Annotated in this window: 8 protein-coding genes and 1 pseudogene; 1 reads left to right on the top strand and 8 read right to left on the bottom strand. The window is 68.1% G+C overall.

Annotation, left to right across the window (positions count from 1 at the left end):
• Window positions 1-5: 5 nt before the first annotated feature.
• Window positions 6-429: pseudogene (locus ABZU99_RS14355) on the bottom strand (Uma2 family endonuclease); the annotation flags it as partial.
• 356 nt (window positions 430-785) lie between these two features.
• Between ABZU99_RS14355 and ABZU99_RS14350 the strand changes: the two are divergent.
• Window positions 786-2,732: a PIG-L family deacetylase gene (locus ABZU99_RS14350; protein ID WP_356043003.1), complete on the top strand. Its 1,947-nt coding sequence runs from the start codon at window positions 786-788 to the stop codon at window positions 2,730-2,732.
• Between the two features lie 78 nt (window positions 2,733-2,810).
• On the opposite strand, the gene ABZU99_RS14345 is transcribed toward ABZU99_RS14350, so the two are convergent.
• The 7 genes from ABZU99_RS14345 to ABZU99_RS14315 all read right to left on the bottom strand — a co-directional run bounded on the left by ABZU99_RS14345 (window position 2,811) and on the right by ABZU99_RS14315 (window position 13,426).
• A complete protein-coding gene (locus tag ABZU99_RS14345; RefSeq protein ID WP_356043000.1) occupies window positions 2,811-3,917 on the bottom strand; it encodes an SRPBCC family protein in 1,107 nt (368 codons plus the stop codon).
• Window positions 3,910-4,572, bottom strand: a complete 663-nt coding sequence (locus tag ABZU99_RS14340) for a hypothetical protein (RefSeq protein WP_356227834.1) — start codon at window positions 4,570-4,572, stop codon at window positions 3,910-3,912. The genes ABZU99_RS14345 and ABZU99_RS14340 overlap by 8 nt, the downstream gene beginning before the upstream one ends.
• Window positions 4,573-4,775: 203 nt before the next feature.
• Window positions 4,776-5,969: an elongation factor Tu gene (tuf, locus tag ABZU99_RS14335; RefSeq protein WP_356042995.1), complete on the bottom strand. Its 1,194-nt coding sequence runs from the start codon at window positions 5,967-5,969 to the stop codon at window positions 4,776-4,778.
• A 225-nt stretch (window positions 5,970-6,194) separates the two neighbouring features.
• Complete coding sequence (fusA, locus tag ABZU99_RS14330) at window positions 6,195-8,315, bottom strand: elongation factor G (protein WP_356042993.1); 2,121 nt, start codon at window positions 8,313-8,315, stop codon at window positions 6,195-6,197.
• 38 nt (window positions 8,316-8,353) lie between these two features.
• Window positions 8,354-8,824, bottom strand: a complete 471-nt coding sequence (gene rpsG / locus ABZU99_RS14325; protein WP_137979061.1) for a 30S ribosomal protein S7 — start codon at window positions 8,822-8,824, stop codon at window positions 8,354-8,356.
• A 2-nt stretch (window positions 8,825-8,826) separates the two neighbouring features.
• Window positions 8,827-9,198 carry a 30S ribosomal protein S12 gene (gene rpsL / locus ABZU99_RS14320; RefSeq protein WP_014054153.1) on the bottom strand — a complete coding sequence of 124 codons (372 nt, stop codon included), beginning with the start codon at window positions 9,196-9,198 and terminating at the stop codon, window positions 8,827-8,829.
• A 328-nt stretch (window positions 9,199-9,526) separates the two neighbouring features.
• Window positions 9,527-13,426 (bottom strand): DNA-directed RNA polymerase subunit beta', encoded by a 3,900-nt coding sequence (locus ABZU99_RS14315; RefSeq protein ID WP_355940277.1) that lies wholly within the window; start codon window positions 13,424-13,426, stop codon window positions 9,527-9,529.
• Window positions 13,427-13,454: the final 28 nt, after the last annotated feature.

Below are 13,454 nucleotides of genomic sequence, written 5' to 3'. Positions count from 1 at the left end.
GATTCCGCGAGATCGATGTCGATGGCGAAGGGGACGGTCAGCTTCAGCTGTTCGTGGTGAATCCCGGTGAGCCCGTAGGCCTTGGTCACCGGGTCCGGCTCGTAGGTGTGCACCGCCGGGTGGTCCCGCTCGCCCTCCATCCCGACCAGCCAGAAGTGCGGGATGCCCGCGGCGGCGTACGTACGGGGCTTGGTGTCACGGTCCCGGTCCTCGGAGTCCGGCGGGACGGACCTCCACGGCGAGCGGCACGTCGGCCGCCTCGTACCGGGTCTGCCGCAAACCGCGCTCGGCTTCCGCGCACCACCAGGACATCGGGCTCCGGAGCGTTGCGGGGCCCCAGCACGACGTCATCTCGCGGCGCACCCGGAACTCCTCCGGGACGGCCCTGCGCAGCCCCGATTCCAGCAGATACATCGCCGGCGCATGAAATGAATGCTCATCGCCAACCGAGGCCTGCCGGGTGGCCGATGTGGACGGGCTGTGTCCGAGCTGTGATCGACACCTCTCGACCGCCGGACAACCTCTGAAGATCACTCGCCGTCCCCTATCACGTGAGCACGGCCGCGGGCAACGCGCGCCGCCGAAGTGACGGGGTCACCAAGTTGAACAGTCGATGGACGCTGCCTGGCACGACGCGCAGGCAGACACTGGCCGCCCTGGCGGCTCTGACCGCCGGCACGGCGGCCGGGTGCAGCGGCGGCGGGCGGGCCCGGGTGGCGGGGCCGGTTTCCGGGGGGTCGGCTGAGCCGACCGCGCCGGGGGCGGCGGAGCCGTTCACATCGGCGGTGGGCAACAAGGAAGCGCTGCTGCTCCAGGTGATGGCCCACCCCGATGACGATCTGTACTTCATGAACCCGGACCTGGAGCATGTACTGCGTTCCGGGGTCCCCGTCGTCAGCGTGTATGTCACGGCGGGCGAGGCGCGGGGGATCAACCATGTGCCCAGGACGCCGATACCGCCGGCGGACAAGGCGGCGTACTCGTCCTCGCGCCATCAGGGGCTGCGGCAGGCGTACGCGCAGATGCTCGGGCTGAACCAGTTCGCGCCGTGGCAGCGGGCGGTGCTGCGGCTGCCCGGCGGGGTCACGGCGGAGACCAATGTGCTGACCAACGGGGCGCGCCGGGTCCGGCTGGTGTTCCTCAACATCGCGATGCTGTCGGAGGGCGGGGTACGGATCCCGGCGCTGTGGGACGTCCCGGGCACCGTGATGCGTACGCTGCTGGCGGCCGGCTCGCCGGTGGAGCACTCCAGTTCGTACGGCCATCAGACGCTGGTCGACGTGCTCGCCGAGATCATGGACCGCTACCGGCCCACGCTGATCCACACCCTCGACCCGGACCCCGACTTCCAGGTGCACAACGCGCTGCACCCGAAGGACAACGACCAGGCGGGCTGTTCGGACCACCGGGATCACACCCCGGTCGCGCTGTTCACCTGGAAGGCGATCGGGCAGTGGGTGGCCGAGTCGACGCGACGGGACCGGCACGCGCCACGCTTCACCACCACCTCGTTCCGCGGCTACTACAACCAGCGCTGGCCGCACAATCTGCCGCCGGCGGTGCTGGCGGACAAGGCGCGGGTGATCAAGTCGTACGGCGGTTCGCCGCGGTGGGAGTGCGGCAACACGGCGGGCTGCGGTGACTACGGCCAGGGCGGCCTGCGCCCACTACAGAACCGGAAGGGCTGGATCCGCTCGACCCACTACCGCTACCCCACCGCCCTCCCCTCTCCCACCACCGACCGCGAGGGCCGGGTGGTCGCCTACGGCGTGCTCGGCACCCAGGCCGTGCGGTGGCGCGAGACCACGCCCGGCAGCGGGCGGTTCGGGGCGCCGCTGGGGCTGGGCGGCGGGCCGCTGGCGCCGGCCCTCACCGCGGTACGGGACGCCGCCGGGCGGCAGGTGCTCATCGCGCTGCGGTTCGCGGCGCTGGCGGGGCAGGGCGGGGCCAACCTCCGGGAGATCGTGGTGCTGGAACAGCGCCGCGCGGAGGGGCCGTTCCGCGCCTGGACCGGACTCGGCACCCCCGAGACAACCCCCGAACACGGGCGCCGGGTCGGCTGCCCGGCGGCGGTCGCGACCCCGGACGGCCGGGTCCACCTCTTCGTACGCACCGCGGACAAGGGCCTGGCCACCCGGGTACGGGACGCCGCGGGCCACTGGGCCCCCTGGCAGCGGCTCGGCGGCGCCGAGATCCAGGACGGGCTCACCGCGCTGCTCGACCGCGAGGGGCGGGTGCATGTCGTGGCCGCGGGCCGCGACACCGTCCACCACTGGGCGCAGGAGCGCGCGGGCGGCCCGGTGACGCTGCGGCCACCGGCCGGACTGCCGCGCCCCGGCGGCGATCCGGTGGGCGCCGCGGTGGCCCCCGACGGCTCACTCGCGCTGATCTACCGCACCCCCGCCGCCACCGTGCCCGCGGTCCACGGCGCGGCCGACGCCGCGGTGCCGCACTTCGCGGGCTACGGGGCGATCGCCGCCCACACCGCGGTCGAGCCGGGCGCCCGGACCAAGGCCAGAACGCTGCTGCTGCTCGGCAAGGACCTCGACGGCGAGGTCCAGATCCAGTACGGCACGGGTGCGGGCAAACGGCCGCTGCGCGCCCCCGGCCATCTGACGCCGGTGGGCACCCCCGCGCTGCTGCCGGACGGCCACCACGGCGTCTGCGTGGTGGGCATCGCCCCGGACGCCGCCCCCTGGATCTGGCGCCCCCGCCCCACCTCGCGGGCCTGATGCCCGCCGCATGCCCGCGGGCCCCGGCCGCAGTCCAAGCGGTGGGGCCCGCGGGCAGTGGGGCACGCGGCGTGCCAATCAGCGCCGGGCCACCGCCTTGCGCCGCCGGGGGTGCTCGTCGGCGTCGGGCTCTTCCTCCAGCTCTTCCTCGGGCGCTTCGCCGGGCTCTTCGTCGTACGCGTCCACCGGCTCCTCCCCGGGCTCCTCCTGGTACCCGTCCTCGGGTTCGGCCTCGGGCTCGGTGTCCGCGTACTCCTCGTCGGACTCCTCCGGCTCCTCGGGCACGTCCTGCTCGTCCTCAAGGTCCGCGTCCTCGGTCCCGTCCTCCGCCTCCGCCTCGGTCTCAGACCCGGACTCGGCCTCGGACTCAGACCCGGACTCGGCCTCGGACTGGTCCGCGGCTTCCTCTTCCTCCGCCACGGCCGTCTCGTGGTCCACCACGACCTCGCCGTCCTGGATCTCGCCGCGCCAGCCGTCCGTGGCCTCGCCGCGCATCATGATGAACTTGCGGTAGAGCTTGAGGTCGAGCCGCGCCCGGCGGCCCTGGGCGCGCCAGATGTTGCCGGTCTTCTCGAACAGGCCCTTCGGGAAGTACTCCAGGACCAGCAGCACCCGGGTGAGGTTGTCCCCGAGCGGGTGGAAGGTCACGACGCCCTTGACGGTGCCCTTCGCGCCCTCGGTGGTCCAGCTGATCCGCTCGTCGGGCACCTGCTCGGTGACGTTCGCCTTCCAGCTGCGGGTGGACTTGGCGACCTTCACCTTCCAGTTGCTGGTGGTGTCGTCGGCCTTCTCGACGCTGACGACGCCCTTGGCGAAGGTGGAGAACTCCTGGAACTGGGTCCACTGGTCGTACGCCTCACGGACCGGTACGCCGACGTCGATGTCCTCGACCACCGTGACGCTCTTCGACTTACCGCCGCCGCTCTTGCCGCGCCCCTTGCCGAACAATCCCTTGACCTTGTCCTTGAGTGAGTCCTTGAGGTGAGAGGTCCCCGCCTTGAAGACGGCCTGGCCCGGTGACTTGCCCTCGGCGAGCGCCTGGGTGCCCTTGGCGAGGCCGCTGCCGAGGCCGGAGACCGCGTGCTGGGCGCGGGCCTGGACATAGTTCCGCAGCTCGTCCTTGAGGCGGTCGGCGGCCGGGCTCTTGACGAACTCGTCCTTCAACTTGCTCAGGGTGTCAGCCACGGCGGCCACCGCCGGTGCTCGCGGTCTTCTTCGCGGCCGTCTTCTTGGCGGCTGTCTTCTTCGCGGCGCCCTTGGTGCCGCTCTTGGTGGCGGTGGAGGCGGCCTTCCGAGCGCGGCCGGCCGGTGCCTTGGCCGACGCGGCGCGGCGCGGCTTCGAGCGGCGCTCACCCTCGTCGGCGCTCGCCTCGTCGGCGCTCGCCTCGTCGTCATCGCGCTCGTCGTCATCGCGCTCGTCGTCGGCGCGCTCGTCGTCATCACGCTCGTCGTCATCACGCTCGTCGTCGGCGCGCTCGTCGTCGGCGCGCTCGTCGTCGGCGCGCTCGTCGTCGGCGCGCTCGTCGTCATCGCGCTCGTCCCCGGCGACGCCCTTGAGGCTCGCGGTGCGCTCCTGGAGCGACTCGGCGAGGCCGTTCGCACGCGTGGTCAGGGCCTTGGTCGCGGCCGACTTCGTGGCGTCGACGAGTTCCTTGCGTACCTGCGCGTTCAGTCCGCTGAGCACCGGCGCACCGGCGACCGTCCTGGCGAGTTGCTGCGGATCCAGCGTGATCTTCTTACCGGCCAGCATCATGCCGAGCCCGAGGGCGAGTTTCGCCTTCTTTGTCCGGCCGAGGAGGTACCCCCCCACGACTGCTATAGCGATCTTGCCATTGGTCATCAACTCTCTCACTCTCCTTGCCTCGGATCCGTCGGGCGACCGACGGGAAATCTCGGGGACGGGTACCCAACGACCGCAAGCCAGTCATCGGAGGCGGAGAGTGCGCGATACGGCACAAAAAAGCGGGCCCGCACATCCTGCGATGTGCGGGCCCGCCCGTGGCCGATGACCCTGCCTCAGCGGCAGGACCCATCAGCCTCTGGTCACTTGAGAACCTTGGTGACCTGGCCGGCGCCGACGGTACGGCCACCCTCACGGATGGTGAACCGCAGGCCCTCCTCCATGGCGACCGGCTGAATCAGCTGGACGGTCATCTCGGTGTTGTCGCCCGGCATGACCATCTCGGTGCCCTCGGGGAGGGTCACAACGCCCGTCACGTCCGTGGTACGGAAGTAGAACTGCGGACGGTAGTTGTTGAAGAACGGCGTGTGGCGGCCACCCTCGTCCTTGGACAGGATGTACGCCTGGGCCTCGAACTCGGTGTGCGGGGTGACCGAGCCCGGCTTGATGATGCACTGGCCGCGCTCGACGTCCTCGCGCTTGATGCCGCGGAGCAGCAGACCGACGTTCTCACCGGCCTGGCCCTCGTCGAGCAGCTTGCGGAACATCTCGATGCCGGTGACCGTGGTGGAGGTCTTCTCCGTCTTGATGCCGATGATGTCGACGTTCTCGTTGAGCTTCAGCACACCACGCTCGATACGGCCGGTGACGACCGTACCGCGACCGGTGATGGTGAAGACGTCCTCGATCGGCATCAGGAACGGCTTGTCGACGTCACGCTCGGGCTGCGGGATCGACTCGTCCACCGCGGCCATCAGGTCCTCGACGGACTTGACCCACTCGGGGTCGCCCTCGAGCGCCTTCAGCGCGGAGACACGCACGATCGGCGCGTCGTCGCCCGGGAACTCGTAGTCCGAGAGGAGCTCACGGACCTCGAGCTCGACGAGCTCCAGGATCTCCTCGTCGTCCACCATGTCGGCCTTGTTCAGCGCGACGACGATGTACGGCACGTTGGACTGGCGAGCCAGGAGGACGTGCTCCTTGGTCTGCGGCATCGGGCCGTCGGTGGCGGCGACCACGAGGATGGCGCCGTCCATCTGAGCGGCACCGGTGATCATGTTCTTGATGTAGTCCGCGTGACCCGGGCAGTCGACGTGCGCGTAGTGACGGGAGTCCGTCTGGTACTCCACGTGCGCGATGGAGATGGTAATACCGCGCTGACGCTCCTCCGGGGCCTTGTCGATCTCGTCGAAAGGCGTGAAGGGGTTCAGGTCCGGGAGCTTGTCGTGCAGCACCTTGGTGATCGCCGCGGTAAGAGTCGTCTTACCGTGGTCGACGTGACCGATGGTGCCGATGTTGACGTGCGGCTTAGTCCGCTCGAACTTCGCCTTCGCCACTGGGGTCCTCCTGGGGAGTGGTTCTGTACGCATCCACACTTTGCGGATGGGTTCAGGTGTCTTACCGAACCGGCCAGGACCCCGAGGGGGATGCCCTTGCGCCGAATTCGTATGGGGGGCGGCGTCCGGGGCTCCGCCGCAGAGCGCTGTTTCGAGCGCTCTGTGACGAAATGCCCCGATGCCTTTGCTCCAGCCTAAAGGGTGAGGAATGCGGATGAACCCGCGTTACTCGCCCTTGGCCTTCGCGATGATCTCCTCGGCCACGTTCTTGGGAACCTCGGCATAGGAGTCGAACTGCATGGAGTAGCTGGCACGGCCGGAGGTCTTGCTACGCAGGTCGCCCACGTAGCCGAACATCTCCGACAGCGGAACCAGGCCGGTGACCAGCTTGGCGCCGCTCCGGTCCTCCATGGACTGGATCTGACCGCGACGGGAGTTGATGTCGCCGATCACATCGCCCATGTAGTCCTCGGGCGTGGTGACCTCGACCTTCATCATCGGCTCCAGCAGGGCCGGGCTGGCCTTGCGGGCGGCCTCCTTGAAGGCCATCGAGCCGGCGATCTTGAAGGCCATCTCGGACGAGTCGACCTCGTGGTAGCCACCGTCGATCAGCGTCACCTTGACACCGGTCAGCGGGTAGCCCGCCAGCACGCCGAACTCCATGGCCTCCTGGCAGCCCGCGTCCACGGACGGGATGTACTCCCGCGGGATACGGCCACCGGTGACCTTGTTCTCGAACTCGTAGCCGTCGCCCTCGAGCGGCTCCAGCGCGATCTGCACCTTGGCGAACTGGCCGGAACCACCAGTCTGCTTCTTGTGCGTGTAGTCGAGGCGCTCGACCGGCTTGCGCAGCGTCTCGCGGTAGGCCACCTGCGGCTTACCGACGTTGGCCTCGACCTTGAACTCGCGGCGCATACGGTCGACCAGCACATCGAGGTGCAGCTCGCCCATGCCGGAGATGATCGTCTGGCCGGTCTCCTCATCGGTCTTGACGCGGAAGGACGGGTCCTCCTCGGCAAGCCGCTGGATCGCGACGGCCAGCTTCTCCTGGTCGCCCTTGGACTTCGGCTCGATGGCCACCTCGATGACCGGGGCCGGGAAGTCCATCGACTCCAGGATCACCGGGTTCGACGCGTCGGAGAGGGTCTCACCGGTGGTGGTCTGCTTCAGACCCATGACGGCGACGATGTCGCCGGCACCCACCGAGTCGATCTCCTCACGCTTGTTCGCGTGCATCCGGTAGATCTTGCCGATGCGCTCCTTCTTGCCCTTCACGGAGTTCAGCACCTGGGTGCCGGCCTCCATGCGGCCGGAGTACACACGGATGAAGGTGAGCTTGCCGAGGTGCGGGTCGCTCGCGATCTTGAACGCCAGGGCCGACAGCGGCTCCTCCTCGGAGGGGCGGCGCTTGATGACCTCGTCGGGGTCCTTGACCGAGTGTCCCTCGATCGCCTCGATGTCGATCGGCGACGGCAGGTAGCGGACCACGGCGTCGAGCAGGGGCTGTACGCCCTTGTTCTTGAACGCGGTGCCACAGAACACCGGGGTGACGGTGGTGCCGCCGCCCTTGCCGGAGGCGATGGTGATACGGCGGATCGCCGCGTACAGCTGCTCCTCGGTGGGCTCCTGGCCCTCGAGGTACAGCTCCATCATCTCTTCGTCGTTCTCGGCGACGGTCTCGAGCAGCTTGCCGCGCCACTCGTCGGCGGCCTCGGTGTGGGTGTCCGGGATGTCGACGGTGTCGTACATCTCGCCCTTGGTCGCCTCGGCGGACCAGACCAGCGCCTTCATACGGACGAGGTCGACCACGCCCTTGAAGTCGGCCTCGGTGCCGATCGGCAGCTGCATGACGATCGGAACCGCGCCCAGGCGGTCCGTGATCATGTCGACGCAGCGGTGGAACTCCGCACCGGTACGGTCGAGCTTGTTGACGAAGCAGATACGCGGAACGCCGTAGCGGTCCGCCTGACGCCACACCGTCTCGGACTGCGGCTCCACACCGGCGACGCCATCGAACACCGTCACGGCACCGTCGAGGACGCGCAGCGAACGCTCCACCTCGACGGTGAAGTCGACGTGGCCCGGGGTGTCGATGATGTTGATGGTGTGATCGACGTTCTCAAGCGGCCAGTGACAGGTCGTCGCGGCCGACGTGATCGTGATGCCGCGCTCCTGCTCCTGCTCCATCCAGTCCATGGTGGCAGCGCCGTCGTGAACTTCACCGATCTTGTAGCTCACGCCGGTGTAGAACAGAATCCGCTCGGTGGTGGTCGTCTTGCCCGCGTCGATGTGGGCCATGATCCCAATGTTGCGGACCTTGGCCAGGTCAAGTGAAGTGGTGGCCATATGGCTCAGTCTTCTCTCGGTTCTCGATGGGGTAGCGACTACCAGCGGTAGTGCGCGAAGGCCTTGTTGGACTCGGCCATCTTGTGGGTGTCCTCACGTCGCTTGACGGAGGCGCCCAGACCATTGCTGGCGTCCAGCAGCTCGTTCATGAGCCGCTCGGTCATGGTCTTCTCACGACGAGCGCGCGAGTAGCCCACGAGCCAGCGCAGGGCGAGGGTGGAGGAACGGCCGGGGCGGACCTCGACCGGCACCTGGTAGGTGGCGCCACCGACACGGCGGGAGCGGACCTCGAGGGTCGGCTTCACGTTCTCCAGCGCGCGCTTGAGGGTGATGACCGGGTCGTTGCCGGTCTTGTCCCGCAGGCCCTCCATGGCACCGTAAACGATGCGCTCGGCGGTGGAGCGCTTGCCGTTCAGCAGCACCTTGTTGATGAGGGAGGTCACCAGAGGAGAGTTGTAGACCGGGTCGATGATGACCGGGCGCTTCGGGGCAGGGCCCTTACGAGGCATTCTTACTTCTCCTTCTTGGCGCCGTAGCGGCTGCGAGCCTGCTTGCGGTTCTTGACGCCCTGCGTGTCGAGGGAGCCGCGGATGATCTTGTAGCGAACACCCGGCAGGTCCTTCACACGACCGCCGCGCACGAGCACGATGGAGTGCTCCTGCAGGTTGTGCCCCTCGCCCGGGACGTAGGCGGTGACCTCGATCCCACTGCTCAGCCGGACACGCGCGACCTTGCGGAGCGCCGAGTTCGGCTTCTTCGGCGTCGTGGTGAACACGCGGGTGCACGTGCCACGGCGCTGCGGCGACCCCGCCAGTGCGGGGGTCTTGTTCTTCTCGACCTTGTCCTGGCGGCCCTTGCGGACCAGCTGCTGGATCGTAGGCACCGTTTCTCCGGTTTCTGTGTGCCAGTCTCGGTAAAGCTAACCTGGGATTTCTCCGACCCACGCGGTCGGGTGTGTCGCGCACCGCAGCCCCCTGCGGATGTCAGGAGAGTGCGGATTGTGGTGTCGACACCTCGGTCCCCCACGCGGACGCATGCACGCACGGGGGCCCAGGGACCCCAGGCACAAGGTCAGAGCCTACCTATCGCATCGGCTCCGGTCAAAACAAATGCACACGCGCTGGACACACCAACCCGGAGCATAGCCGCAGGGCGGCCACCCCGCCATGGGGTGACCGCCCTGTGAGCGCTCGGAACGTACGAACCGGGGCTTACTGGTTGTACGGACCGTAGTCGTAGTCCTCCAGCGGAACCGCCTGGCCGGAGCCCGTGCCGAAGGGCGAGTAGTCGATGTCGTCGTAACCGACGGCCGAGTACATCGCGGCCTTCGCCTCCTCGGTCGGCTCGACCCGGATGTTGCGGTAGCGGGACAGGCCCGTACCGGCCGGGATGAGCTTACCGATGATCACGTTCTCCTTGAGGCCGATCAGGGAGTCCGACTTGGCGTTGATCGCCGCGTCGGTGAGCACCCGGGTCGTCTCCTGGAAGGACGCCGCCGACAGCCAGGACTCGGTCGCCAGCGAGGCCTTCGTGATACCCATCAGCTGCGGCCGGCCGGAGGCCGGGTGGCCGCCTTCCTGGACCACACGACGGTTCTCGGACTCGAAGCGCGAGCGCTCCACGAGCTCGCCCGGCAGCAGCTCCGCGTCGCCGGACTCGATGATCGTCACGCGGCGCAGCATCTGCCGGATGATGATCTCGATGTGCTTGTCGTGGATCGACACACCCTGCGAGTTGTAGACCTTCTGGACCTCGCCCACCAGGTGCACCTGGACGGCGCGCTGGCCGAGGATGCGCAGCACGTCGTGCGGGTTGATGGCACCCACGGTCAGCGGCTGGCCGACCTCGACGTGGTCACCCTCGCCCACCAGCAGACGGGCACGCTTGGAGACGCCGTAGGCGGTCTCGTCGGAGCCGTCGTCCGGAGTGACGATGATCTTCTTGGTCTTCTCGGTCTCCTCGATCCGGACGCGGCCGGCCGCCTCCGAGACCGGCGCGACGCCCTTGGGCGTACGGGCCTCGAAGAGCTCGACGACACGCGGCAGACCCTGGGTGATGTCCTCACCGGCCACACCACCGGTGTGGAAGGTACGCATCGTCAGCTGGGTGCCGGGCTCACCGATGGACTGGGCGGCGATGATGCCGACCGCCTCGCCGATGTCCACCAGCTTGCCGGTCGCCAGCGAGCGGCCGTAGCACATGGCGCAGGTGCCGACGGCGGACTCGCAGGTGAGCACCGAGCGGGTCTTGACCGTCTCCACGCCGTGGCGCACGAGCTCGTCGATGAGCACATCGCCCAGGTCGGTGCCGGCCGGGGCCAGGACCTTCCCGTCGACGACGATGTCCTCGGCGAGGCAGCGCGCGTACACGCTGGTCTCGGCGTCGTCGGCCTTGCGCAGCACGCCGTCCGCGCCCTTGGACGCGATCGCGAGCTTGAGGCCGCGGTCGGTGCCGCAGTCCTCCTCGCGGATGATCACGTCCTGCGAGACGTCCACCAGACGACGGGTCAGGTAACCCGAGTCGGCGGTACGCAGGGCGGTGTCCGCGAGACCCTTACGGGCACCGTGGGTGGAGATGAAGTACTCCAGCACGGACAGACCCTCACGGAACGATGCCTTAATGGGCCGCGGGATGGTCTCGTTCTTCGCGTTGGACACCAGACCACGCATACCGGCGATCTGACGCATCTGCATCATGTTTCCGCGCGCGCCCGAGTCGACCATCATGAAGATCGGGTTGGTCTTCGGGAAGTTCGCGTTCATCGCCTCGGCGACCTCGTTGGTCGCCTTGGTCCAGATCGCGATCAGTTCCTGGGTGCGCTCGTCCTTGGTGATCAGACCGCGCTCGTACTGCTTCTGGACCTTCTCGTCCTGCGCCTCGTAGCCCGCGATGATGGCCTTCTTGGCCTCGGGCACGACCACGTCGGAAATGGCGACGGTGACACCGGAGCGGGTGGCCCAGTGGAAACCGGCCGCCTTCAGGTTGTCCAGGGTCGCCGCGACGATGACCTTGGGGTAGCGCTCGGCGAGATCGTTGACGATCTCGGAGAGCTGCTTCTTGCCCACCGAGTAGTCGACGAACGGGTAATCCTCGGGCAGCAGCTCATTGAAGAGCGCACGGCCCAGGGTGGTCCGCAGCCGGAAGCTGTCGCCCTGCTGCCAGGCCGGCTCGCCCTCCTCGGGGAGCGGCGGGGTCCAGCCGCGCGGCGGGACGGTGCCGATCGGGAAGCGGATGTCGATCTTCGCCTGGAGCGACAGCTCCCGGGCGTCGAACGCCATGATCGCCTCGGCGACCGAGCCGAAGGACCGGCCCTCGCCCTTGACCTCCCGCTCCTCCTCATCGGTGGTGAGGAAGAACAGACCCAGCACCATGTCCTGCGTCGGCATGGTCACCGGACGGCCGTCGGCGGGCTTGAGGATGTTGTTCGAGGACAGCATCAGGATGCGGGCCTCGGCCTGCGCCTCCGCGGACAGCGGCAGGTGCACGGCCATCTGGTCACCGTCGAAGTCCGCGTTGAACGCGGTGCAGACGAGCGGGTGAATCTGAATGGCCTTGCCCTCGACCAGCTGCGGCTCGAACGCCTGGATACCGAGGCGGTGCAGGGTCGGCGCACGGTTCAGCAGCACCGGGTGCTCGGCGATGACCTCTTCGAGCACGTCGTACACGACCGTGCGGCCGCGCTCGACCATGCGCTTGGCCGACTTGATGTTCTGCGCGTGGTTGAGGTCCACCAGGCGCTTCATCACGAACGGCTTGAAGAGTTCCAGCGCCATGGCCTTGGGCAGACCGCACTGGTGCAGCTTGAGCTGCGGGCCGACGACGATGACCGAACGGGCCGAGTAGTCGACACGCTTGCCGAGCAGGTTCTGACGGAACCGGCCCTGCTTACCCTTCAGCATGTCGCTGAGGGACTTCAGCGGACGGTTACCGGGACCGGTGACCGGGCGGCCGCGGCGGCCGTTGTCGAACAGCGCGTCGACGGCCTCCTGCAGCATCCGCTTCTCGTTGTTCACGATGATCTCGGGGGCACCGAGGTCAAGGAGACGCTTGAGACGGTTGTTCCGGTTGATCACACGGCGGTACAGGTCGTTCAGGTCGGAGGTCGCGAAGCGGCCACCGTCCAGCTGCACCATCGGACGCAGGTCCGGCGGGATCACCGGGATGCAGTCCAGCACCATGCCGTTGGGGCTGTTGCGGGTCTGCAGGAAGGCGGAGACGACCTTGAGGCGCTTGAGCGCACGGGTCTTCTTCTGGCCCTTGCCGGTCCGGATGATCTCGCGGAGCTTCTCGGCCTCCTCGTCGAGGTCGAAGGACTCCAGGCGCTTCTGCAGGGCAGCGGCGCCCATGCCGCCCATGAAGTACGTGCCGAAGCGGTCACGCAGCTCGCGGTAGAGCAGCTCGTCGCCCTCCAGGTCCTGGACCTTGAGGTTCTTGAAGCGGTTCCACACCTCGTCGAGACGGTCGATCTCGCGCTGCGCGCGGTCGCGCAGCTGCTTCATCTCACGCTCGGCGCCCTCACGCACCTTGCGGCGCACATCGGCCTTGGCGCCCTCGGCCTCCAGCTCGGCGAGGTCCGCCTCGAGCTTCTTGGCGCGGGCCTCCAGGTCGGCGTCGCGACGCTGCTCGATCTGCTGGCGCTCGACGGAGACATGGGCCTCCAGCGAGGGCAGATCGCGCGTACGGCGCTCCTCGTCCACCCACGTGATCATGTAGGCGGCGAAGTAGATGACCTTCTCGAGGTCCTTCGGGGCGAGGTCGAGCAGGTAGCCCAGCCGGGACGGGACGCCCTTGAAGTACCAGATGTGGGTGACGGGAGCGGCCAGCTCAATGTGGCCCATCCGCTCACGGCGCACCTTGGCGCGCGTGACCTCGACGCCACAGCGCTCACAGATGATGCCCTTGAAGCGGACGCGCTTGTACTTGCCGCAGTAGCACTCCCAGTCCCGGGTCGGACCGAAGATCTTCTCGCAGAAGAGTCCGTCCTTTTCGGGCTTGAGGGTGCGGTAGTTGATGGTCTCCGGCTTCTTGACCTCACCGTGGGACCACTGACGGATGTCGTCAGCGGTGGCGAGGCCGATCCGCAGCTCGTCGAAGAAGTTGACGTCGAGCACTTGTCGTCAATCCCTCTTTCAGGGTCGT

This window comes from Streptomyces sp. NPDC005266, assembly GCF_040607655.1.
Classification (GTDB): Bacteria; Actinomycetota; Actinomycetes; order Streptomycetales; family Streptomycetaceae; genus Streptomyces.
This window is presented reverse-complemented; position numbering and strand designations above follow the sequence as displayed.